Genomic DNA, 24,707 nt, shown 5'->3' on the forward strand with positions numbered 1-24,707 from the left:
GAAAGTCAGAACTTATCTCTGTAAGGAGGAAAACATGAGTATCAAAGTTATTATTGCTGGTTTTAAAGGAAAAATGGGCCAAGCAGCCTATAAAATGGTGATAGAAGATCCTGAACTAGAACTAGTTGGACTACTGGATCCTTTTACGGATGAAAAAGAAGTGGCTGGTGTTCCTGTCTTCAATGCCAAGGAAGAATTGGCTGGGCTGTTAGCCCATGTCTGGGTTGATTTTACAACCCCAAAAGTAGCTTATGACAATACTCGCTTCGCTCTAGACCAGGGGTTTTGCCCAGTGGTCGGAACGACAGGATTTACTCCAGAGCAGTTGGAAGAGTTAATCACGCTGTCTAGGGAAAAGGAACTGGGCGGATTGATTGCTCCGAATTTTGCCTTGGGAGCTGTATTGCTAATGCAGTTTGCGGCTCAGGCCGCCAAGTATTTCCCAAATGTAGAAATTATCGAACTACATCATGACCAGAAAAAGGACGCACCGAGTGGGACAGCTATTAAGACAGCCGAGCTCATCAGCCAAGTAAGAGCGAGCAGGCAGCAGGGAGCTGCTGATGAGGAAGAGTCTATAGCTGGCGCTCGTGGAGCTGATTTCGATGGCATGCGTATCCATTCAGTTCGCTTGCCTGGTCTGGTTGCTCATCAAGAAGTAATCTTTGGCAGCCAGGGAGAGGGATTGACCCTGCGGCATGATTCCTATGACCGTGCTTCCTTTATGACAGGAGTTAATCTTGCCATTAAAGAAGTTGTCAAACGCTCAGAATTAGTCTATGGATTGGAACATTTACTATGAGATTAGAAACTCTGCCTTCTGAATTTCAGGAGGCTTTGCCAGTATTAGAGAAGATAAAAGCGGCTGGCTTTGAAGCTTATTTTGTTGGCGGTTCTGTTCGAGATGCCCTTTTGCAGCGACCTATTCACGATGTGGATATCGCTAGCTCCAGCTATCCTGAGGAAACCAAGCGTATCTTTGACCGGACAGTTGATGTGGGTATTGAGCATGGGACCGTCTTGGTTTTGGAAAATAACCGTGAATACGAAGTGACGACTTTCCGAACCGAGGATGTCTATGTGGACTACCGCAGGCCCAGCAAGGTTTCTTTTGTGCGCTCTTTGGAAGAAGATCTCAAGCGACGTGATTTTACCATCAATGCTCTAGCTTTGGATGAAAACGGTCAAGTTATCGATCTTTTCCAAGGTTTGGATGATTTGAAAAATCGGATTTTGCAGGCAGTTGGAACTGCTGCAGAGCGCTTTAATGAAGATGCTCTACGCATCATGCGGGGCTTTCGTTTTCAAGCTGCCTTGGATTTTGACCTGGAGCAAGATACTTTTGCAGCGATGAAGGATTGTGCTTCCTTGCTGGAAAAGATTTCAGTTGAACGAATTTTTATTGAGTTTGACAAGCTACTGCTAGCTCCGTTTTGGCGCAAAGGCTTAGAGGCACTCTTGACAAGCGGTGCCATAGAATTTTTGCCAGATTTGAAAGGAAGCAGAGCTAAGTTAGAAAGACTCTTCGAGTTGGATTCAGATTTTCGCTTTTCAGCATCCGAGCAGGCTTGGGCAGCACTTTTACTGGCCTTGGATGTGCAAAATGTCAAAGGCTTTCTAAAAAAATGGAAGACCTCTCGTGAATTTGCTAAGAAAGTAGAAGATTTGGTTGAGATTGCGGCTATTCGCTCAGAACGAGACTTGACCAAGCGAGACTGCTATGACTATGATATTGACTTATTGCTACAAGCAGAAGAGCTTCGGGAGGCACAAGGTTTGTCAGTTGATTTCTCTGCGATTCAGAATCTTGATGCCAGTTTGACTATTCATAGTAAGCAGGAAATGGTGGTCAATGGCGGCATGCTGATGCGGGAGTTCGGCTTTGAGCCAGGACCAAAACTTGGCCAAATGTTGAAAGAGTTAGAATACGCTATTGTAGACGGCCACTTACCTAATGAGCTAGAGGCCATTTACGCTTATATCAAGGAGAAGAAATGAGCGATTTTATCGTTGACAAGCTAACCAAATCAGTAGGAGATAAGACTGTTTTTCGGGATATTTCCTTTATCATTCATGACCTGGATCGGATTGGTCTGATTGGTGTCAATGGAACAGGAAAGACAACGTTGCTGGATGTCTTGTCGGGCAAGTCGGGCTTTGACGGAGATGTCAGCCCCTTTTCTGCTAAGACAGGCTATAAGATTGCTTACCTGACTCAGGAGCCTGATTTCGATGAAGAGCAGACAGTGCTTGACACTGTTTTGTCCAGTGATTTACGGGAAATGCAGTTGATCCGAGAGTATGAGCTGCTCCTGACGGCTTATGATGAGAGTCAACAGTCTAGACTAGAAGCGGTTATGGCCGAGATGGACTCGCTCCATGCTTGGGAAATCGAAAGTCAGGTCAAGACGGTCCTGTCCAAGCTTGGTCTGACTAATCTGTCACTTAAGGTTGGTCAGTTATCAGGAGGCCTTCGTCGCCGAGTTCAGCTGGCCCAGGTTCTCTTAGGTGATGCTGATTTGCTTTTGCTGGACGAGCCAACCAACCACCTAGATATTGATACGATTGAATGGCTGACCCATTTCTTGAAGAATTCCAAGAAGACCGTGCTTTTCATCACCCACGACCGCTATTTCTTGGATAATATTTCGACACGGATTTTTGAATTGGATGGCGGTTGCTTGATTGAATACCAGGGAAATTATCAAGACTATGTCCGTCTCAAGGCGGAGCAGGATGAGCGGGATGTGGCCTTGCTTCATAAGAAACAGCAGCTATACAAGCAGGAGCTATCCTGGATGCGGCGGCAGCCTCAGGCTCGGGCAACCAAGCAACAGGCTCGTATCAATCGTTTCCATGACCTCAAGAAAGATTTGGCAGGCCAGACGACTGAGAGCAATCTGGAAATGAACTTTGAAACCAGCCGTATCGGTAAGAAAGTCATCGAGTTTCAAAATGTGGACTTTGCTTATGATCAGAAGCCAATTCTCTCTCAGTTCAGTTTTTTGATCCAGAACAAGGACCGTATTGGAATCGTCGGAGATAACGGTGTCGGCAAGTCGACCTTGCTCAATCTAATTGCCGGTAAACTTCAGCCTCAGGCTGGTCAGCTCATTATTGGAGAGACAGTCCGAGTGGCCTATTTCTCTCAGCAGATTGAGGGCTTGGATGAGTCTAAGCGGGTCATAAATTACCTGCAAGAAGTGGCTGAGGAGGTCAAGATTGGCAGCGGAACGACTTCCATTGCAGAACTCTTGGAGCAGTTTCTTTTTCCTCGTTCAACTCATGGGACTTTAATCGAAAAGCTTTCTGGCGGAGAGAAAAAGCGCCTTTATCTACTTAAGCTTCTCTTGGAAAAGCCCAATGTCTTGCTTCTTGATGAGCCAACCAATGATTTGGATATTGCGACTCTGACGGTATTGGAGAATTTTCTGCAAGGCTTTGCAGGTCCAGTTATTACAGTCAGCCACGACCGTTATTTCCTGGACAAGGTAGCCAGCAAGATTTTGGCTTTTGAAGATGGGGGCATTAGAGAATTTTTCGGTAATTACACGGATTACCTGGATGAAAAAGCCTTTGTAGCAGAAAGCTCTGCTATTTCCCAAAAGACTGAAAAGGAAAAATCGGCCAAAGTGCGCGAGGAGAAAAAGCGTATGACCTACTTTGAAAAGCAGGAGTGGGAGTCTATTGAGGACGATATAGTGGCGCTTGAGGAGCGGATTTCTGAGATTGAAGCGGCCATGCAGGAGAATGGCTCGGACTTTGCTCGCCTGTCTCAATTCCAGCAAGAACTGGATGAGCAGAACGAAAAATTGCTTGAAAAATACGAGCGCTATGAATACCTGAGTGGGTTAGACGGATGAAGGAAGTAGTGTTTAGGCAGAAATCTAAACGGAGGCATCTATGAAACTAAGATTGGAAAGTAGAAAATCGAAAAAAACACAAGAACTTGGAAACTTAATCAGGGCCTACAATCAATCTAAGAGGGAGCCCTCCAAAAGTGAGCCTCTTAACATCTATGTAGAAGACGAACAAGGAAATCTGTTGGCTGGTATGGCGGCCGAAACTTTTGGAAATTGGCTGGAGATAGAGTATTTGTATGTGAGCGAAGATTTACGAGGGCAAGGCATAGGCTCAGAAATACTGTGCAGGGCTGAACAGGAAGCCAGAGAAAGGAAATGCAAATATTCATTTGTAGATACGTATCAGTTTCAAGCGCCGGATTTTTATAAAAAGCACGGCTATACAGAAGTGTTTTCGCTGAAAGACTATCCGTATACTGGTGAAAGATATTATTGTACAAAAGAGTTGTGAGTTTACTTTAGTAATAAAGATGGATTTGATTTTGACTTTTCTTTATGCAAACCTTTTCCTTACTGAAAAAATCTGATATAATGATGATAAATAAAACACAGAGGAGAACATCATGTCGAAAAAAATAATCGGAATTGACCTTGGTGGAACATCTATTAAGTTTGCTATTTTGACTTCAGAGGGCGAAATCCAAGAAAAATGGTCCATTAAAACCAATGTTTTAGACGAAGGTAGCCACATCGTAGATGATATGATTGAGTCAATCCTGCATCGTTTGGATTTACTTCAGCTTTCAGCAGAGGATTTTATCGGGATTGGTATGGGCTCGCCAGGAGTAGTTGACCGTGAGAAAGGGACTGTGATCGGTGCTTACAATCTCAATTGGAAGACGCTGCAGCCGGTCAAGGATAAGATTGAAAAAGCGACAGGGATTCCTTTCTATATTGACAACGACGCTAACGTTGCCGCTTTGGGTGAACGCTGGATGGGAGCTGGAGAAAACCAGCCTGATGTAGTCTTTATGACACTGGGTACAGGTGTTGGCGGAGGAATTGTTGCTGAAGGCAAGCTCTTGCACGGACTTGCTGGAGCAGCAGGAGAGTTGGGTCACATCACTGTTGACTTTGATCAGCCGATTCAATGTACCTGTGGCAAGAAGGGCTGCTTGGAGACGGTTGCATCTGCGACTGGTATTGTCAATCTGACTCGTCGCTATGCTGATGAGTATGCTGGTGATGCCGAGTTGAAAAAGCTGATTGACAATGGTGAAGATGTTAATGCAAAGATTGTCTTTGACTTAGCGAAAGAAGGCGATGAGCTAGCTTTGATTGTCTATCGCAATTTCGCTCGCTACCTAGGAATTGCCTGTGCCAATATCGGCTCTATCCTAAATCCATCTACAATTGTTATCGGTGGTGGTGTGTCGGCTGCGGGTGAATTCTTACTTGATGGCGTGCGCAAGGTTTATGAAGAGAATAGCTTCCCGCAGGTTCGTACTTCAACCAAGTTGGCCTTGGCTACTCTTGGAAATGATGCCGGTGTTATCGGGGCAGCTTCATTGGTTTTACAATAATTCAACAAGTATGCTTCATTTGTTCTCCTGCAGAAAGGTCTGTAGGAGAATTTTTATGGAAAATTTGCTATACTAGAAAAAGCTCACTGAACGAAGGAGAAATCATGACGCTTGCAGATACGATTTTCAAAGAGAATATTAAAAAAATTATGGAGCAGGGTGTTTTTTCTGAAAATGCCCGTCCGCGCTACAAGGATGGAAATGTGGCCAATTCCAAATATATCACCGGTTCTTTTGCGGAATACGATTTGAGCAAGGGCGAGTTCCCTATTACGACTCTGCGCCCTATTGCCATCAAGTCTGCCATCAAGGAAGTCCTTTGGATCTATCAAGATCAGTCTAATAGTTTGGAACTGCTCAACGACAAGTATCATGTTCACTATTGGAATGACTGGGAAGTTGGCGATACGGGTACTATCGGGCAGCGCTACGGAGCTGTTGTCAAGAAGCATGATATTATCCATAAAATTCTCCAACAGCTGGAAGCCAATCCTTGGAATCGTCGTAATATCATCTCTCTCTGGGATTATGAAGCTTTTGAAGAGAGTGACGGCTTGCTTCCATGCGCTTTTCAAACCATGTTTGACGTTCGGCGTGTAGATGGTGACATTTATCTGGATGCGACTCTGACTCAGCGCTCAAATGATATGCTGGTTGCTCACCACATCAATGCTATGCAGTATGTGGCTCTGCAGATGATGATTGCCAAGCATTTCGGATGGAAGGTCGGCAAATTCTTTTACTTTATCAATAACTTGCATATCTATGACAATCAGTTCGAGCAGGCGGAGGAGCTATTGCGTCGGGAACCTAGCGAATGTCAACCTCGACTCGTTTTAAATGTGCCGGATGAGACTAATTTCTTTGATATCAAAGCAGAAGATTTTGAGTTATTAGACTATGATCCTGTTAAACCTCAGCTGAAGTTTGATTTGGCTATTTAACGATTTTAATAAGTGTATGCGAAAACTGCCAACCTCTGCAAAAGTTCTGCTTGAATCATACTTTAAACATGCCTTTTTACAGCAAATTTGATAGAATAGAGTTACTAATACAAAGGATAAAAGGATGACAAAGAAGATTATTGCCATTTGGGCTCAGGCAGAGGATGGTCTGATTGGAAAAGACAAGGTCATGCCTTGGCATCTCCCAGCAGAATTGCAGCATTTTAAAGCAACAACGACTGGACATGCTATTTTGATGGGCCGAGTGACCTTTGATGGTCTGCAGCGTCGCGTTTTGCCAAATCGAATCAGTTTGATTATGAGTAAGGACAAGAACTATCAAGTCGATAACGAGAATGTCCTGCTATTCAGTAATGTGGATGATGTCTTGGATTGGTATCAGAAGCAAGACAGAAACTTGTATATTATTGGCGGAGCGCAAATTATCAGGGCTTTTGAGCCGTATTTGGAAGAATTGATTCAGACTCAGATTGCTGCTAAGTTGGAAGGAGATACCTATTTCCCTGAGACATTTGACTGGGCTCCTTATCAGGAAGTTAGCAATGAATTTCATGCCAAAGATGAAAAGAATCCTTATGATTTTACTATAAAAAGATACCAAAGGAAGGACTCGTAAGAATGGAACGTAGTATTTTTGGTTTTTTTACGGCCTTTTTATGTGTCATTTGTCTTATTTGTGCCGTTCAAACCTTTCGAAAAAAGCGATTCGGACTGGCGGCTTTATTTTTGCTGAATGCTTTTACAAATCTTGTAAATTCCATTCATGCTTTTTATATGACACTTTTTTAACATGTACGAAAGAAAATAAATAGATTTAGAATTTTAGAATTGGAGTAAACAATGCCTACAAGTCGTAATGATGATATGATGGTTTTTTGTTCTTTCTGTGGGAAGAACCAAGATGAGGTGCAGAAGATTATCGCTGGTAACAATGCCTTTATCTGTAATGAATGTGTGGAACTGGCACAGGAGATCATCCGTGAAGAGCTAGCCGAGGAAGTGCTGGCAGATCTGTCTGAGGTACCAAAACCTCAGGAGCTGCTGAATATCTTGAACCACTATGTTATCGGGCAAGACCGAGCTAAGCGTGCCTTAGCAGTAGCGGTCTATAATCACTACAAACGTATTAACTACCACGACAGCCGTGAAGAAGAAGATGTGGAACTGCAAAAGTCAAATATTTTGATGATTGGCCCGACCGGGTCAGGTAAGACCTTCCTGGCGCAGACTCTTGCTCGCAGTCTCAATGTGCCTTTCGCAATTGCGGACGCAACAGCTCTGACTGAAGCTGGTTATGTCGGTGAAGATGTGGAAAATATCCTCCTCAAGCTTTTGCAGGCGGCTGACTTTAATATTGAGCGTGCAGAACGCGGCATTATCTATGTCGATGAGATTGATAAGATTGCCAAGAAAGGTGAGAATGTCTCAATTACTCGTGATGTTTCGGGTGAAGGAGTTCAACAAGCTCTTCTGAAGATTATCGAAGGAACAGTAGCTAGTGTGCCGCCGCAAGGTGGACGCAAGCATCCGCAGCAGGAAATGATTCAGGTTGATACCAAGAATATTCTCTTCATCGTTGGTGGTGCTTTTGACGGTATTGAAGAAATCGTCAAACAGCGTCTGGGTGAGAAAATCATTGGTTTCGGTCAGAATAACCGTGCGATTGACGAAGATGGCTCCTACATGCAGGAAATCATCTCAGAAGACGTCCAAAAGTTTGGTATTATCCCTGAGTTAATCGGTCGTTTGCCGGTCTTTGCTGCGCTGGAGCAGCTGACAGTGGATGATTTGGTTCGGATTTTGAAAGAGCCGAGAAATGCCCTTATTAAGCAGTATCAGGCACTCTTGTCCTATGATGATGTTAAGCTTGAATTTGACGAAGATGCTCTGCAGGAGATTGCCAATAAAGCGATCGAACGTAAAACTGGTGCACGAGGGCTTCGCTCTATCATTGAAGAAACTATGATGGATGTCATGTTTGAAGTTCCGAGTCAGGAAAATGTCAAACTTGTCCGCATTACCAAAGAAGCAGTAGATGGAACAGATAAGCCTATTCTAGAAACTGCCTAACGAGGTGCTTATGGAAATCAATACACACAATGCTGAGATTTTGCTGAGTGCAGCCAATAAATCGCACTACCCTCAAGATGATATTCCAGAGATTGCCTTAGCTGGCCGATCAAACGTCGGAAAGTCCAGTTTCATCAATACACTTCTCAATCGCAAAAATTTAGCGCGAACTTCAGGAAAACCTGGAAAAACTCAGCTGCTAAACTTTTTCAACATTGATGACAAGATGCGTTTTGTCGATGTGCCAGGTTATGGCTATGCCCGTGTTTCCAAAAAAGAGCGTGAAAAATGGGGCCGGATGATTGAGGAGTATCTAACCAGTCGTGAAAATCTCAGAGCGGTTGTCAGCCTTGTTGATCTTCGGCATGATCCTAGTGCAGATGATGTGCAAATGTATGAATTTCTGAAATATTATGACATTCCAGTCATTCTAGTAGCGACCAAAGCTGATAAAATCCCTCGCGGAAAATGGAATAAGCACGAGTCAGCTATTAAGAAAAAGCTGGACTTTGACAAAAATGATGATTTCATTCTTTTCTCCTCAGTCACCAAGGATGGCTTAGATGCTGCTTGGGATGCGATTTTGTCAAAAATTTAACAATACGAATTAAATCCAACTCGTTTTTGAGTTGGATTTTTTGAAATAAAACGAAAAATGTCATATACTTGTAAATTATCAATAGTGTTTTTTTAATCTTTAGTATGTTACAATGGTATCATTAACATCTTATTCAGGAGAAGTGCTGTGAAAAAGAGAATTTCAAAAAAAGGTAAGAGAATCCTTTCAGCTTTATTCATCATGACAACGACGATTGCTGTTGGTTTTGTCTTGGCAAAGCATATTAATCCTGCTAGTGCCAGTAATAGTGATCAGCAGCCTATGAATCAAACAGACTATTTCATCTCACAAATCGGTGAGCCAGCTCGTCAGTTGGGACAGGACAATGATCTTTATGCTTCTGTTATGATTGCACAGGCTATTTTAGAAAGTGGCTCAGGACAGTCTGGTCTGTCTGGTGATCCTCATTATAATCTTTTTGGTATCAAAGGTCACTATGATGGTCAGTCTGCTAATATGGAGACTTGGGAAGATGATGGAGAGGGAAATGCTTATACCATCAACGACAGTTTCCGTTCATATCCTAGCTATGTAGAGTCTCTGCAAGACTATGTTACGGTTCTCAAACAGGGGCATTTTGCAGGCGCATGGAAGAGTAATGCGCCAACCTATCAGGACGCAACAGCTGCCCTGACTGGTGTCTATGCGACAGATACTAGTTACAATGCTAAATTGAATTATATTATTGAAAAATACAATTTGACTCGCTTTGATTCACCACTCTATGAGTCTGGTGCTGGCTATATCGTTTACAATCCCTATCGTCAGCAATACACTACTCAAGATATCTTGGATGTCGATACCGCCTGGGCGAATAGATTATAATGTAGACAACAAAAAAAGAGGGAGACCTCTTTTTTATGTCTCCTTGCCGGTCTCTCTAGTTTCGAATTTTCGTATTTGCTAGTATTGATCCTGCTCACTTAAGTAGATTCTAGGAGTGTTTCATGGGAAAATTTAAAGATTTGCTTGAAAAGCAAGAGATTATTATTTTAGATGGAGCCTTGGGTACAGAGTTGGAAAGCCTGGGTTATGATGTATCTGGTAAGCTTTGGTCCGCTCAATACCTATTAGACCAGCCTCAGATTATTCAAGATGTGCATGAAAGCTATGTGAGAGCTGGCAGCGATATCATCACTACGTCCAGTTATCAGGCCAGTATTTCAGCATTTATAGAGGCAGGACTGACTCCTGAAAAGGGTTATGATCTTTTGAAAGAGACAGTCTTCTTAGCACAAAAGGCAATCGAAAATGTCTGGCAAGAATTATCTCCAGAAGAGCAAAAGCAGCGACCCTATCCTCTGATTGCAGGCTCGGTAGGGCCTTATGCTGCATATTTAGCTGATGGTTCGGAGTATACGGGAGACTACCAGCTGAGCGAGGGAGAATTCCAAGAGTTTCACCGTCCGCGTATTCAAGCTTTGTTAGAAGTAGGCTGTGATTTATTGGCTATTGAAACCATTCCAAATGGGGCAGAAGCGGCAGCAATCCTCCGACTTTTAGCTGAGGAATTTCCGCAGGCTGAGGCTTATTTGTCCTTTGTTGCCCAGTCGGAGAATGCTATATCAGATGGCACTAAGATTGAGGAATTAGGAAACTTGGCTCAAGAAAGTCCACAAGTCTTGGCAGTTGGTTTTAACTGTACAGCTCCGCATTTAATTGCTCCATTATTAGATGGGCTTGGACAAGTGTGCAACAAACCTTTTCTGACCTATCCAAATTCTGGCGAAACTTATAATGGCTTGACCAAGACTTGGCACGACGATCCAGAGCAGAAGCGGAGCTTGCTGGAAAATAGTAAACTTTGGCAAGAGCAAGGAGTGCAGCTTTTTGGTGGTTGTTGTCGAACACGACCAGAAGATATTGCTCAGTTAGGAAAAGGATTTAAGGATTGAAAATTTATTTTCAATCCTTTTTTAGAAAATTTAAAAAGGTTCTCGAAAACGCTATCAAAAGCAAGAACTTTGTGATATACTATACATAGTTTAAATTAATAGGAGAATTTTTTATGCCTGAATCGACATTTATCCCTAAAATTGAAGCAGCTTGCCGCAAGAAAGAAGCTTTGTTTGATACAAGCAAGGCCAAGTACGCTGTTCGTTCCATCTTTGCTGGAGCTTTCCTAACCTTTAGTACTGGTGCTGGAGCCATTGCGGCAGATTTGACGAATAAGATTGTTCCAGGAACTGGGCGTTTTCTCTTTCCTTTCATCTTTGCTTGGGGATTGGCTTACATTGTCTTTCTAAATGCAGAGTTGGTGACTTCCAATATGATGTTTCTGACTGCTGGTACCTTTTTGAAGAAGATTGACTGGAAAAAAGCCTTGATGATTTTGCTTTATTGTACCTTTTTCAATCTGATTGGGGCTTTGATTGCCGGCTGGCTCTTTGCTAACTCGGCTGCTTATGCAGGGCTTAGCAAAGATAGTTTCATTTCTGGTGTTGTACAGATGAAGCTTGCCCGATCTAATGAGCTGATTCTGCTTGAGGGAGTGTTAGCCAATATTTTTGTTAATATCGCTATTCTTTCCTTCGTTTTGGTCAAGGATAGTACAGCTAAGCTCTTCTTAGTTATATCAGCCATTTATATGTTTGTATTCCTGACTAACGAACACTTGGCTGCTAACTTTGCTTCCTTTGCTATCGTGAAATTCAGCTCAGCAGCAGCGGAAATGCAAAATTTTGGTATTGGAAATATCCTACGCCACTGGGGCGTAACCTTTATCGGTAACCTCATCGGTGGTGGCCTACTCATAGGTTTGCCATACGCTTGGTTTAATAAAAAGGAAGAACATTACGTAGATTAAAATGCAGCCTTAGGGCTGTATTTTTTTGAAAAAATATTTGGATTTCACTTTTCTAAAGTCTAATTCAAAAAAAGATGTCAATGCCTTTCAGTGCCTTTCAGTTCTCTAGTACGATCTCTGACTAACTTTCTAGTCTCTTCTTTAATTTTTATTGCCTATCAATCTCTAATATCTAAACAAAACAGTTGACAGAATTATCGGAGTTTGTTAAATTTATTTGGTATATTATGTAATCAAAAGGAGATGTTATGAATAAGATCACTATTCAGTCACCAGATGGAAGCAAAGTTAAAAGCTTGTCACCATCCTACTCTATTACAACGTTGCTATTTAGTTTTTTTGTCCCGCTTTTTCGAAAGGACTGGAAATACTTTGGTATTATTTTAGGTTCTTTCTGCGCTTTGCTTGTTATTGCCGTGCTTTTCATTCCAGAAGATTTGTTAAAGCCAACTGGAACAGCCTTTAATTTCTTTTGGACTTTTTTCTATAATCGTTTTTGGATAAAAGATCGTGTTTTCAAAGATGGATGGCTGCCTGCCGATGAAGAAAGCAGAAATCTGCTTAAGAAGACTTTTCCTAATATGCCATAAAACTACTGAAATAAATTTTTTCTATGATAAACAAAGTTAAATACACAAGAGGGGGGATGCGATATAAAAGGAGATAAAGAATTGAGTTTAGGAGGAACTGAGGGAAGTGGGAAAAAGATTTAAGTTTTCGCCGCTTAGAGCTAGAATTTTGTTGATGATTGGTCCAGTAATAAGTGCTATCTTCTTTGGTTTATATTCGTGTAGTTTTATTTATCATACATTAAAAGAAGGATTATCATTTTGGCTAGATATGATTCGTGAAAATTTTATGTTTATTCTTTTCTTTATTTGGATCCATATGAGTTTAGTCGAGTCTATCTATAGAATGATAAAAAATAATCTTTTGTTAAACAGTAATATTCAGGAATTGAGAGATTGTTATCCTGAGCTTGAGGAGGACTGGCAAAATCTTAATGATGCGGACTACTTTGACAAAGATTTGCAAGTTTTGGTTTATGGCGATCATCTCATTTGTTACAGGACATTTGATATTGCCTACCTGCCAGAATGTTCTAAGATAGATGCATTTATGAAGGCATCTGTTTTTCGTCTTTCCCGTTTTCGTGAGGTAAGACGAGTTCATTTTTCTGCATGGTACCTTGATGGCAATGAATCTGAACTCCGGACAGATGAGTTGCGAAAGTTTATTGGAATGAATCAGAAAGCTCATAAAGACGCCTTATTTGATTATTTAAGAGAGAACTTTGATTATATTGAACTCGAAACTTTCGACTAAGGGAAAGAAGTAGATATTAGTCAAGTAAGAAATTTGCAGAAAATAATGACTAAATTTAAAAAAGATTGTATAAAAAGCTTGCAATCTTTTTTTTCTTTTGCTATAATTATCAATGGTTTGAAAAAACTGCCTAAGACAGTAGGGGAGCTCGACTCATAAAGATCCTACCGAGGACAAAACGTATCATGTAAAAAGAAGCGTATTGTACTTTCGTGTCTAGGTTTGGGCGCGTTTTTCTTTTGGAAAATTCCCAAGCAAAATAATTACGGAGGTGAAACACTAAATGAGTGAAGCTATTATTGCTAAAAAAGCGGAACTGGTTGACGCAGTTGCTGAGAAAATGAAAGCTGCTGCATCTATCGTCGTTGTTGACGCTCGTGGTTTAACTGTTGAGCAAGATACCGTTCTTCGTCGTGAGCTTCGTGGAAGCGAAGTTGAGTACAAAGTTATCAAAAACTCAATCTTGCGTCGTGCAGCTGAAAAAGCTGGACTTGAAGACTTGGCATCTGTTTTTGTTGGACCATCTGCAGTAGCATTTTCTAACGAAGATGTTGTTGCTCCAGCGAAAATCTTGAACGACTTTGCTAAGAACGCTGATGCACTTGAAATCAAAGGTGGTGCAATTGAAGGCGCTGTCGCATCAAAAGAAGAGATTCTTGCACTTGCAACTCTTCCAAACCGCGAAGGACTTCTTTCTATGCTCCTTTCTGTACTTCAAGCGCCAGTTCGCAACGTTGCACTTGCTGTCAAAGCAGTTGCAGACAACAAAGAAGACGCAGCTTAATCTTAAGCTACGCAGCGTAGCCTAGCTACGAAAAAAATATTATAAATTTAAAAATTATTTGGAGGAAATAACAATGGCATTGAACATTGAAAACATTATTGCTGAAATTAAAGAAGCTTCAATCCTTGAATTGAACGACCTTGTAAAAGCTATCGAAGAAGAATTTGGTGTAACTGCAGCTGCTCCTGTAGCTGTAGCTGCTGCTGGTGCTGGTGAAGCTGCCGCTGCTAAAGATTCATTCGATATCGAATTGACTGCAGCTGGCGACAAGAAAGTCGGCGTTATCAAAGTTGTACGTGAAATCACTGGTCTTGGCCTTAAAGAAGCTAAAGAACTTGTTGATGGTGCACCAAACGTTATCAAAGAAGGCGTTGCTGCAGCAGAAGCTGAAGAACTTAAAGCTAAATTGGAAGAAGCAGGTGCTTCAGTTACTCTTAAATAATAGAGTTTCCAATCATAGAAATCAACCAAGTCGAAAGACTTGGTTTTTTTGTATCCCAAAATCATTTTTATGTTAAAACGCTAACAAAAAATAGGATTGTATGATATAATTTAGACAGATTATTGCGATTTAGGAGATATTATGAATAAAATAAAAGTTATATGAGATTGTTGATTAGGAGATTTTTGTTAGGGGGATTCAGATGAATGAATGCAATGGCTTACTGTTGCTCATTCTCTGGTTAAAGGATTTGTTATTCTTTTTAGAATAATTTGAAAGGGTTTTTATGAAAAAGTTTTTTGGGGAGAAGCAAACTCGGTTTACTTTTAGGAAATTAGCTGTCGGGCTTGTTTCGGCTGCTATTTCTAGTTTGTTTTTTGTTTCTATAGTTGGGGTTGACTCTGTTCAAGCACAGGAAAAGTTGAATGTACACTATAAATACGTGACAGATACTGAAATAACTCCGCAAGAAAAGGAGTTGATTGTAAGTGGATTTCCTAAAATGTCAGAAGGCAACGAGGAAACTTACTATCTTGTCTACAGGTTAAACTCAAATACTGGAGCAAAAACGTTACCGAATACAGGCGACAGCAACAACTCCAATACTATGATGACGGCCGGTCTGTTAACGACGATAGGATTGGTTGTTTTTGTTGTGTCAAAAGGAAAAGTTAAAAGCAAGTTCCTATTAACTGTTTTGGTGGGGGCTGGTGTCGGAGGTGGTTTGATACTATCCGTCGATGCGCTGGAAAATGGGATCTTACTGCAGTATAATGCGGAATATCAAGTGTCAGCTGGGGAAAGTCTGCCGTCACCAGGTGAAATTTCGGGCTATACCTATGTTGGCTATATAAAAGATGAATCAATTAAAAAATTATTAGACAATAAGATTCTTGATAATCAGCAGAATGCTAATGAAGATAAAGAAGTTTTAAACCAAAATAAGAAGCTAGATTATTCTGTTTCTTTTGATAAGAATGGGCTGAAAAATCAAACTCTTGGCGTCAATACAATTGAGCCTCAAGATGAAGTCTTGTCTGGCCGAGTAGCTAAGCCAGAATTATTATACAAAGAAGAGACTGTTGAAACTGAGATAGCCTTTGGAGAACAAATACAAGAAAATGCGGATTTAGCCGAGGGGGCTGTAAGAGTAAAACAAGAAGGCAAACCAGGCCGAAAAATCGAAGTTGTTCGAATTTTTACTGTAGATAATTCGGAAGTTTCAAGAGAAGTTCTTTCGACTAAAATAGAGGAAGCGACTCCTAAAATAGTGGAAAAAGGGACTAAAAAGCTTGAAACGACTAGCGAAAAACCAGTAGCTTCTAACTTGGTGGAACCCGAGCAATTCGCTCCATTGCCTGAATACACTGGTATTCAAGCAGGTTCAGTAGTGTCACCCGAGCAAGTTACACCATTACCGGAATACACAGGAACTCAATCAGGTGCAGTAGTGTCACCCGAACAAGCGACTCCCTTACCAGAATACACAGGAACACAAGCTGGAGCCATAGTTGAGCACGAACAAGTCACCCCGTTGCCTGAATACACAGGAACTCAATCAGGTGCGGTGGTCGCTCCCGAGCAAGCTACACCATTACCGGAATACACAGGAACTCAATCAGGTGCAGTAGTGTCACCCGAACAAGCGACTCCCTTACCAGAATATACAGAAGTTCAAGCAGGAGCGGTAGTGGAACCTGAGCAGGTCGCTCCATTACCTGAGTATACAGAAGTCCAAGCTGGAGCCATTGTTGAACCCGAGCAGGTAGAGCCTCCGCAAGAATATACTGGAAACATCGAACCAGCAGTACCTGAAACGGAAAATCCTACTGAAAAAGCTCAAGAGCCTAAAGAGCAGAAGCAAGAACCTGAAAAGCATATTGAATTGAGAAATGTATCTGAACTGGAATTGTATAGTCTATCTGATGAAAAATACAAACAACACGTTTCTCTGGATACAATTCCGAGCAATCAAGACAATTATTTCGTGAAGGTCAAATCTTCTAAGTTTAAAGATGTCTTCTTGCCGATTTCTTCAATAGTTGATAGCACAAAAGATGGTCAGCCGGTTTATAAAATTACAGCAAGTGCTGAAAAATTAAAACAGGACGTCAACAATAAGTACGAGGACAACTATACTTTTTACCTTGCCAAAAAGGCAGAGAGAGAAGTCACAAACTTCACTTCCTTTAGTAACCTGGTTCAAGCTATAAATAACGATCTCAATGGAACCTATTATTTAGGTGCTAGTCTGAATGCCAATGAGGTCGAACTAGAAAATGGCGCTAGCAGTTATATAAAGGGCAGATTTACTGGTAAGCTGTTTGGTAGCAAAGATGGGAAAAATTATGCTATTTATAATTTGAAGAAGCCTTTTTTTGATACATTGAGCGCTGCTACTGTAGAAAATCTGACTCTTAAAGATGTGAATATCTCAGGAAAAACTGATATTGGCGCCCTTGCAAATGAAGCCAATAATGCAACAAGGATTAATAATGTCCATGTAGACGGTGTTCTGGCTGGCGAACGTGGCATTGGTGGCTTAGTGTGGAAGGCTGATAATTCTAAGATTACCAACAGCAGTTTCAAAGGAAGAATTGTCAACTCCTATGAAACGAGGTCTCCATACAATATCGGAGGCCTAGTAGGTCAACTGACTGGCATCAATGCAGTAGTTGATAAGTCAAAAGCTACAATTACCATCTCGTCAAATGCGGATAGTACAAACCAAACTGTCGGCGGCCTTGCAGGTCTTGTCGAGAAAGATGCGCTTATCAGCAATAGTTACGCTGAGGGCCATATTAACAATGTCAAACGCTTTGGAAGCGTTGCTGGTGTGGCTGGCTACTTGTGGGATAGAGACTCTAACGAAGAGAGACATGCTGGAAGATTGCATAATGTTCTTAGTGATGTCAATGTTATGAACGGAAATGCCATTAGTGGGTATCACTATCGAGGAATGAGGATAACTGACTCATATAGCAACAAAGACAATAGAGTTTTCAAAGTGACTCTTGAAAAGGATGAGGTCGTCACCAAGGAATCCCTCGAAGAGAGAGGAACATTGATTGATGCTGCTAAAATCGCAAGTAAGAAATCTGAAATCAATTCTCTTACCGCACCGAAAGTCGAAAGCTTACTGACTAGCAGAAATATAGAAAGTGATTTTTCTAAGGTTAAAGACTATCAAGCCAGTCGAGCTTTAGCATATAAGAATATCGAAAAATTACTTCCGTTTTATGATAAGGCAACCATTGTCAAATACGGTAATCTGGTAAAAGAAGATAGCGCTTTGCATGAAAAAGAAGTCTTATCTGCAGTCATGATGAAGGATAATAAAGTAATTACAGATATTGCTTCGCATAAAGAGGCAGCTAATAAGCTCTTGCTGCACTATCAGGATCATTCATCTGAAATACTAGATATTACCTACCAATCTGATTTTAGTAAGTTAGCACAATACCGTGTTGGCGATACAGATCTCATCTATACGCCGAATCAATTCTTATATAATCATAATTCAATCATTAATGAAATCTTGCCTGATTTGAGAGCGGTCGATTATCAGTCAGAGGCTATCAGAAACACCCTAGGTATTTCTTTAGGAGTTTCATTAACGGAATTATACTTAGAAGAGCAGTTTGCCAAAACAAAGGAAAATCTAGCAAATACACTGGAAAAACTGTTGTCTGCTGATGCAGTCATTGCCAGCGAAAATCAAACGATTAATGGTTACGTCGTTGATAAAATCAAACGCAACAAGGAATCCTTGCTTCTAGGTTTGACCTATTTAGAGCGCTGGTACAACTTTAACTATGGTGACGTGAATGTCAAAGACTTAGTCATGTATCACATGGATTTCTTTGGCAAGGGAAATGTGTCACCGCTAGACACAATCATTGAATTAGGTAAATCTGGTTTTAACAATCTTCTGGCCAAGAACAACGTAGATGCGTATAGCATCAGCCTAGCAAACAATAATGGAACAAAAGATCTGTTCAGCACGCTTGCCAATTACCGAGAAGTATTTTTACCAAACAAAACAAATAATCAATGGTTCAAAGAGCAAACCAAGGCTTATATCGTTGAAGAAAAATCAACTATTGATGAGGTGAGGGTCAAACAAGAGCAAGTTGGCAGCAAGTATTCTATCGGGGTCTATGATCGAATTACCAGCGACACTTGGAAATACCGAAATATGGTTCTACCTTTGCTGACAATGCCTGAAAGATCAGTCTTTGTCATCTCGACTATATCCAGTCTTGGTTTTGGTGCCTATGACAGATATAGAAATAATGAGCACAGAGCAGGGGCAGAACTCAATAAGTTTGTTGAGGAAAATGCTCAGGAAACCGCAAAACGCCAACGCGACCATTATGATTATTGGTATAGAATATTAGACGAGCAGGGCCGTGAAAAGCTCTATCGAAATATCTTGGTCTATGATGCCTATAAGTTCGGTGATGACACTACTGTTGGCAAGGCTACAGCGGAGGCACAATTTGACAGTTCTAATCCAGCCATGAAGTACTTCTTTGGACCTGTTGGAAACAAGGTTGTACACAATAAGCATGGTGCTTATGCTACTGGAGACGGTGTTTACTACATGGGATATCGTATGCTGGACAAGGACGGAGCCATTACCTATACTCATGAGATGACGCATGATTCTGATAACGAGATCTATTTAGGAGGATATGGAAGAAGAAGCGGTCTTGGTCCAGAATTCTTCGCCAAGGGCTTGTTGCAAGCACCGGATCATCCAGATGATGCGACCATCACGGTCAACTCAATTCTCAAATATGACAAGAATGATGCGACTGAAAAATCTCGTTTGCAAGTCCTTGATCCAACTGAACGATTCCAAAATGCGGATGATCTGAAAAACTATGTTCACAACATGTTTGATGTCATTTATATGTTGGAGTACCTAGAAGGGATGTCAATTGTTAACCGTCTATCTGATGTGCAGAAAGTGAACGCGCTGAGAAAAGTTGAGAATAAATATGTCCGAGATGCTGATGGAAATGATGTTTACGCAACCAATGTGATAAAAAATATTACAATGGCAGATGCGCAAAAATTAAATTCATTCAATAGTCTCATTGAAAATGATATTCTTTCAGCGCGTGAGTACAAAAATGGTGATGTAGAAAGAAATGGCTACCATACGATTAAACTCTTCTCTCCGATTTATTCGGCATTAAGCAGTGAAAAAGGAACTCCTGGAGATCTTATGGGACGGCGTATGGCTTATGAGCTTTTGGCAGCCAAAGGCTTTAAAGATGGTATGGTCCCTTATATCTCTAACCAGTATGAAGATGATGCGAAGCAAAACGGAAAAACCATCAGTATCTATGGTAAGAGCAGAGGTCTGGTAACTGATGACTTGGTTTTACGCAAGGTCTTCAATGGTCAGTTTAATAATTGGGCTGAGTTTAAGAAGGCTATGTATGAAGAGCGTAAAAACAAGTTCGACAGCCTGAACAAGGTCACATTTGATGATACGAGACAACCATGGACAAGTTATGCTACTAAGACTATAAGTACTGTAGAAGAGTTGCAAACCTTGATGGATGAAGCAGTTCTCAAAGATGCCAATGATAATTGGTATTCTTGGAGCGGCTATAAACCAGAACATGACAGTGCTGTCCACAAGCTGAAAAAAGCAGTCTTCAAAGCCTACCTCGATCAGACCAATGATTTCAGAACATCAATCTTTGAAAACCAGAAGTGATGGATTTGAGCCGGTCAACCAGTCTGCAAAATGGCAAATCTGACAAGTTGGTGCTGGGTAAGAGCTTGAATTGCTCTTAAATTCAGATCTCAGACCTTCTTGCAGATAAGAAATTACAAACCTAGTGAAAACTAGGTTTGTTTTTCTACATAAGTCAAGCAATTAAAACTGTAGCTGGTCTGCTTTCAGGCAGTTTGCTGCTGACAGTCATTTATGAGGCTGATGATAAGCAGAAAAAAGTCTGAAATGACCTTTACCCTCCTTCATATTTTTGTTATAATATTTGTATTAAGGCGTGCATTTGCGCGCTCTTTTCTGTGTTTTAAAAGCAGATGGTTGCTTTAGAGTGAGTTATTTTTGAATAGATAGTGAAGGAGGAGTTATGTTATACATTTGGTCTTATTTGAAGAGATATCCTAAGTGGCTGGTCTTAGACTTTGTCGCAGCAATCTTTTTTGTAATCGTCAATCTAGGGTTGCCAACGGTGCTGGCTCGGATGATTGATGAAGGAATCAATCCTAGGCAGATAGACCGGCTCTTTTTCTGGGCTTGGGTCATGTTTGGCGTTATTATCTTAGGAGTGTTGGGGAGAATCGTCCTGGCTTATGCGGCTGGGAAGCTAACGACAACCATGGTGCAGGACATGCGCAATGATCTCTATGCCAAGCTGCAAGAGTATTCTCACCATGAGTATGAGCAAATCGGTGTATCCTCTTTAGTCACGCGCTTGACTTCTGATGCTTTTGTACTCATGCAGTTTGCGGAGCAAACCCTGAAAATGGGTGTCATTACTCCCATGATGATGCTGTCCAGTATTCTCATGATTTTTCTGACCAGTCCGTCTCTGGCCTGGATTGTAGCTGTTTCAGTGCCTTTCTTGGCAGTCGTGGTCATTTATGTAGCGGTTAAAACCAAGCCCTTGTCTGAAAAGCAGCAGAAGACTCTTGATAAGATTAATCAGTATGTGAGGGAAAATCTGACTGGTCTGCGCGTTATTCGGGCTTTTGCAAGAGAAGAATTTCAAGAGAAGCGTTTTGCTGATGAAAATGAAGTCTATGCGCAAAACTCCAATAAGCTCTTTAAGCTGACTGGTCTGACTGAGCCGCTCTTTGTGCAGATTATTATTGCGATGATTGTGGCCATTGTCTGGTTTGCCCTAGACCCCTTGCGGGACGGCAGTCTTGAAATCGGAAATCTCGTTGCCTTTATCGAATACAGCTTTCATGCGCTGCTATCCTTCCTCTTCTTGGCTAATCTCTTTACCATGTATCCACGGACAGCGGTATCGAGCCAGCGGCTCAAGGAAGTCATGGACATGCCCATTTCGATCAATCCTAATGAAGATGGTGTAACCGAGACAGATACGCAGGGGTATCTGGAGTTCGACAATGTAACTTTCGCTTATCCGGGTGAGACGGAAAGTCCTGTACTGCATAATATTTCCTTCAAAGCCAAGCCGGGTGAGACTATTGCCTTTATTGGTTCTACTGGTTCGGGTAAGTCTACACTGGTACAGCTGATTCCGCGCTTTTACGATGTAACACTAGGTAAGATTTTAGTGGATGGTGTGGATGTCCGCGAGTACAATCTGAAGGCTCTGCGTCAGAAGATTGGCTTTATTCCGCAGAAAGCTCTGCTATTTACCGGAACTATCGCAGCGAATCTACGCTACGGAAAGGAAGAGGCTAGTCAAGAGGAGCTGAGTCAGGCGGCTGAGGTTGCTCAAGCCAAGGACTTTATCGAGAGCCGGGAAGAGCGTTTTGAGACTCATCTAGCTGAGGGAGGCAGCAACCTATCCGGTGGGCAGAAACAGCGACTCTCTATCGCCCGTGCAGTGGTTAAAAAGCCGGATATTTATATCTTCGACGACTCTTTTTCTGCTCTGGATTACAAGACGGATGCAGTGCTTCGTCGTCGTCTCAAGGAAGTGACAGGTCAGGCAACAGTGCTGATTGTAGCTCAACGGGTGGGAACTATCATGGACGCTGACCAAATTATCGTTCTGGATCAGGGCGAAATCGTCGGACGCGGGAAGCATGAAGAACTGATGGAAACCAATGATATTTATCGTGAAATTGCAGATTCTCAGCTGAAGAATCAAGCTTTGACAGAGGAATAGAAAGGAGACTGACATGAAAAACACATCAAGTTTTGCTCGTCTGTGGAGCTACCTAAAAGTTTATAAATTTGCAGTCGCCTTTGCCATCTTCCTCAAAATCCTCAGTGTCGTTATGAGTGTCGTCGAGCCCTTTGTCTTAGGTTTAGCCATTACTGAACTGACAAATAATCTGCTAGATATGGCTAAAGGGGTGGCTGGCGCCCAAATTAATGTGTCTTATGTCGGCTGGGTCATGGTCTTGTATTTTGTGCGGGCGATTATTTATGAAATCGGTTCTTACTATTCTAATTACTTTATGACCAATGCAGTGCAGGCTACCATTCGTGACTTGCGCAATGAACTTAGTCATAAGATTAATCGTATTCCCGTTTCTTACTTTGACAAACATCAGTTTGGTGATTTGCTGGGGCGTTTTACCAGCGATGTCGAAGCTGTTTCAAATGCCTTGCAGCAGTCCTTTCTGCAGGTTATCAACGCAGTCTTTACTCTAATGTTGGTTATCGTCATGGTATTAGTACTCAATCTGCAGTTGGGTATCATTGTGGTAATTTCGATTCCGATTACCTACCTTAGTGCTCGCTTTATCGTGAAGAAATCCCAGCCATACTTTAAACAGCAGGCAGATGCACTGGGAGCTATGAATGGCTTTGTTCAGGAGAATTTGACTGGTTTTAATATCTTGAAGCTTTATGTCAGAGAAGAAAGCTCCCAGGAGGATTTTCGTCAAATTACGCAAAACTTGCAGAAAGTAGGTTTTAAAGCCAGCTTTATCTCGGGTTTGATGATGCCTGTTTTGAATGTTATTTCAGATCTGACCTACCTCTTGCTGGCTCTGCTGGGCGGTCTTCAGGTTATTGCAGGGCGCTTGACAGTCGGGAATATGCAGGCTTTTGTTCAATATGTCTGGCAGATTAACCAGCCTATTCAAAACCTGACTCAGCTGGCAGGTCAGCTTCAGAGTGCCAAGTCTTCTTTGGACCGAATTTTCCAAGTACTGGACGAAGCAGACGAAGTCAATGATAAGACAGAAAAGCTGGAGCAAGATCTGACAGGTCAGGTTAGCTTCAAGGATGTGGACTTCCAGTATGTAGCAGACAAGCCGCTCATTCGGAATTTCAATCTGGAAGTCAAACCTGGAGAAATGGTCGCCATTGTTGGTCCGACTGGTGCTGGTAAGACCACGTTGATCAACCTGCTTATGCGTTTCTACGATGTGACCAAAGGCGCGATTACAGTTGATGGGCATGACATTCGCCATCTGTCCCGTCAGGACTACCGTAAACAGTTCGGTATGGTGCTGCAGGATGCCTGGCTTTATGAGGGGACTATCAAGGAAAACCTTCGCTTTGGCAATCTGCAAGCCACTGATGAAGAAATTGTAGAGGCAGCCAAGGCTGCTAATGTGGATCATTTTATCCGTACCTTGCCAGGCGGCTACAACATGGAAATGAACCAAGAATCAAGCAATATCTCGCTTGGTCAGAAGCAGTTGCTTACAATTGCGAGGGCTCTTTTGGCCAATCCTAAGATTTTGATTTTGGATGAAGCGACCTCATCTGTCGATACACGGCTGGAGCTCTTGATTCAGAAGGCTATGAAAACACTCATGCAGGGTCGGACCAGTTTTGTCATCGCACACCGACTGTCGACCATTCAAGAAGCGGATAAGATTTTGGTGCTCAAGGATGGTCAGATTATCGAGCAAGGCAATCACGAGAGTCTCTTGGCTGATAAAGGATTTTATTATGACCTTTACCAGAGTCAATTTTCTAAAAAAGCAGAAGAAGTTTAAAAGGTTTGCTAAATCATTTGATAACTGCTAGAATATAAGCAAAGTGAGGTAGCAATGTCTTTAACGAGTCAAATTATTACAGCAGAATTTCCCGATTTGGATAAGGTGGAGGCCTTAAACCACGAGGCTTTTCCTGTAGAGGAAAGGGTGCCTATCAGCGAATTTCTTCGTTATACAAACGATGAACGGTCTCATTTCTTTGCCTTCTACAATGAGGAAGAATTTGTTGGTTTTGCTTTTGCAGTTTATAACGAAAAAATGTTTTACGTCAGCTTCTTTGCGATTATGTCGCACCTTCGCAGCCATGGCTATGGGGGAGAGATTATTCATAAACTGACAGAGTTTTATCAAAAAACCATGGTTCTAGAGGTGGAACGTGTCGATGAAGAATGTGACAATCTAGAGCAACGTCAAGCACGTATGGACTTCTATAAGCGTAATGGCTTTCGAACGACCAATGCTTTTCTGGAATATGAAGGATTAAGCTTTGAAATCTTGTATTTGGGAGACCATTTTGATGAGGAGGCTTATCGAGATATTTTCCATATGCTGCAAGAGAAGAACTTCTTTGAATTCGAAATTAAGTACCGAAGATTTAGCGATGTGTAAAGAATGCTAAATGATTTATAGCCATTTTTAAAAGGTTGAGATAGGATGTCTC

The 24,707-nt window shown here is 41.7% G+C and carries 21 protein-coding genes and 1 other annotated feature; all 21 genes read left to right on the forward strand.

Features of this window, described 5'->3' with window-relative positions:
* Positions 1-34: 34 nt before the first annotated feature.
* Complete coding sequence (gene dapB, locus HMPREF9389_RS03315; protein WP_002930329.1) at positions 35-802, forward strand: 4-hydroxy-tetrahydrodipicolinate reductase; 768 nt, start codon at positions 35-37, stop codon at positions 800-802.
* Positions 799-1,998, forward strand: coding sequence for a CCA tRNA nucleotidyltransferase (locus HMPREF9389_RS03310; RefSeq protein ID WP_002930331.1), 1,200 nt, complete (start codon positions 799-801; stop codon positions 1,996-1,998). Before dapB ends, HMPREF9389_RS03310 begins: the two co-directional genes overlap by 4 nt.
* Positions 1,995-3,863, forward strand: a complete 1,869-nt coding sequence (locus HMPREF9389_RS03305) for an ABC-F family ATP-binding cassette domain-containing protein (RefSeq protein WP_002930333.1) — start codon at positions 1,995-1,997, stop codon at positions 3,861-3,863. Before HMPREF9389_RS03310 ends, HMPREF9389_RS03305 begins: the two co-directional genes overlap by 4 nt.
* Before the next feature lie 40 nt (positions 3,864-3,903).
* On the forward strand, positions 3,904-4,314 hold the full coding sequence (locus tag HMPREF9389_RS03300; RefSeq protein ID WP_002930335.1) for a GNAT family N-acetyltransferase: 411 nt from the start codon (positions 3,904-3,906) through the stop codon (positions 4,312-4,314).
* Between the two features lie 112 nt (positions 4,315-4,426).
* Complete coding sequence (locus tag HMPREF9389_RS03295) at positions 4,427-5,386, forward strand: ROK family glucokinase (protein ID WP_002930338.1); 960 nt, start codon at positions 4,427-4,429, stop codon at positions 5,384-5,386.
* 104 nt (positions 5,387-5,490) lie between these two features.
* Positions 5,491-6,330 (forward strand): thymidylate synthase, encoded by an 840-nt coding sequence (locus HMPREF9389_RS03290; protein ID WP_002930341.1) that lies wholly within the window; start codon positions 5,491-5,493, stop codon positions 6,328-6,330.
* A 124-nt stretch (positions 6,331-6,454) separates the two neighbouring features.
* Positions 6,455-6,967, forward strand: a complete 513-nt coding sequence (locus HMPREF9389_RS03285; RefSeq protein WP_002930343.1) for a dihydrofolate reductase — start codon at positions 6,455-6,457, stop codon at positions 6,965-6,967.
* A 2-nt stretch (positions 6,968-6,969) separates the two neighbouring features.
* Positions 6,970-7,140, forward strand: coding sequence for a hypothetical protein (locus HMPREF9389_RS12165; protein WP_002895584.1), 171 nt, complete (start codon positions 6,970-6,972; stop codon positions 7,138-7,140).
* A gap of 51 nt (positions 7,141-7,191) precedes the next feature.
* Positions 7,192-8,421 carry an ATP-dependent Clp protease ATP-binding subunit ClpX gene (gene clpX, locus HMPREF9389_RS03275; protein WP_002917310.1) on the forward strand — a complete coding sequence of 410 codons (1,230 nt, stop codon included), beginning with the start codon at positions 7,192-7,194 and terminating at the stop codon, positions 8,419-8,421.
* A 10-nt stretch (positions 8,422-8,431) separates the two neighbouring features.
* The gene (yihA, locus tag HMPREF9389_RS03270) at positions 8,432-9,019 is read left to right on the forward strand and encodes a ribosome biogenesis GTP-binding protein YihA/YsxC (protein ID WP_002930345.1); all 588 of its coding nucleotides are present in this window, start codon (positions 8,432-8,434) and stop codon (positions 9,017-9,019) included.
* Positions 9,020-9,166: 147 nt separating this feature from the next.
* Positions 9,167-9,865 (forward strand): glucosaminidase domain-containing protein, encoded by a 699-nt coding sequence (locus HMPREF9389_RS03265; protein WP_002930347.1) that lies wholly within the window; start codon positions 9,167-9,169, stop codon positions 9,863-9,865.
* Between the two features lie 122 nt (positions 9,866-9,987).
* Positions 9,988-10,935 carry a homocysteine S-methyltransferase gene (gene mmuM, locus HMPREF9389_RS03260; RefSeq protein WP_002930349.1) on the forward strand — a complete coding sequence of 316 codons (948 nt, stop codon included), beginning with the start codon at positions 9,988-9,990 and terminating at the stop codon, positions 10,933-10,935.
* A 113-nt stretch (positions 10,936-11,048) separates the two neighbouring features.
* Positions 11,049-11,846 (forward strand): formate/nitrite transporter family protein, encoded by a 798-nt coding sequence (locus tag HMPREF9389_RS03255; protein ID WP_002930351.1) that lies wholly within the window; start codon positions 11,049-11,051, stop codon positions 11,844-11,846.
* A 248-nt stretch (positions 11,847-12,094) separates the two neighbouring features.
* On the forward strand, positions 12,095-12,436 hold the full coding sequence (locus HMPREF9389_RS03250; protein WP_002930353.1) for a hypothetical protein: 342 nt from the start codon (positions 12,095-12,097) through the stop codon (positions 12,434-12,436).
* Between the two features lie 106 nt (positions 12,437-12,542).
* Complete coding sequence (locus HMPREF9389_RS03245; RefSeq protein WP_002930354.1) at positions 12,543-13,172, forward strand: hypothetical protein; 630 nt, start codon at positions 12,543-12,545, stop codon at positions 13,170-13,172.
* Between the two features lie 111 nt (positions 13,173-13,283).
* Positions 13,284-13,419: a sequence feature (ribosomal protein L10 leader region), on the forward strand.
* Positions 13,420-13,455: 36 nt separating this feature from the next.
* Positions 13,456-13,956, forward strand: a complete 501-nt coding sequence (gene rplJ, locus HMPREF9389_RS03240; RefSeq protein WP_002897628.1) for a 50S ribosomal protein L10 — start codon at positions 13,456-13,458, stop codon at positions 13,954-13,956.
* Between the two features lie 73 nt (positions 13,957-14,029).
* Positions 14,030-14,398: a 50S ribosomal protein L7/L12 gene (rplL, locus tag HMPREF9389_RS03235; RefSeq protein WP_002900419.1), complete on the forward strand. Its 369-nt coding sequence runs from the start codon at positions 14,030-14,032 to the stop codon at positions 14,396-14,398.
* A gap of 286 nt (positions 14,399-14,684) precedes the next feature.
* Entirely contained in the window at positions 14,685-20,135 is a 5,451-nt protein-coding gene (locus HMPREF9389_RS03230) for a ZmpA/ZmpB/ZmpC family metallo-endopeptidase (RefSeq protein WP_002930356.1), read from the forward strand.
* 382 nt (positions 20,136-20,517) lie between these two features.
* Entirely contained in the window at positions 20,518-22,254 is a 1,737-nt protein-coding gene (locus tag HMPREF9389_RS03225; RefSeq protein WP_002930364.1) for an ABC transporter ATP-binding protein, read from the forward strand.
* 13 nt (positions 22,255-22,267) lie between these two features.
* Complete coding sequence (locus HMPREF9389_RS03220; RefSeq protein ID WP_002930366.1) at positions 22,268-24,046, forward strand: ABC transporter ATP-binding protein; 1,779 nt, start codon at positions 22,268-22,270, stop codon at positions 24,044-24,046.
* Between the two features lie 54 nt (positions 24,047-24,100).
* The gene (locus tag HMPREF9389_RS03215) at positions 24,101-24,655 is read left to right on the forward strand and encodes a GNAT family N-acetyltransferase (protein ID WP_002930369.1); all 555 of its coding nucleotides are present in this window, start codon (positions 24,101-24,103) and stop codon (positions 24,653-24,655) included.
* Positions 24,656-24,707: the final 52 nt, after the last annotated feature.

It is taken from the genome of Streptococcus sanguinis SK355 (assembly GCF_000212855.1).
Lineage (GTDB): Bacteria > Bacillota > Bacilli > Lactobacillales > Streptococcaceae > Streptococcus > Streptococcus sanguinis_A.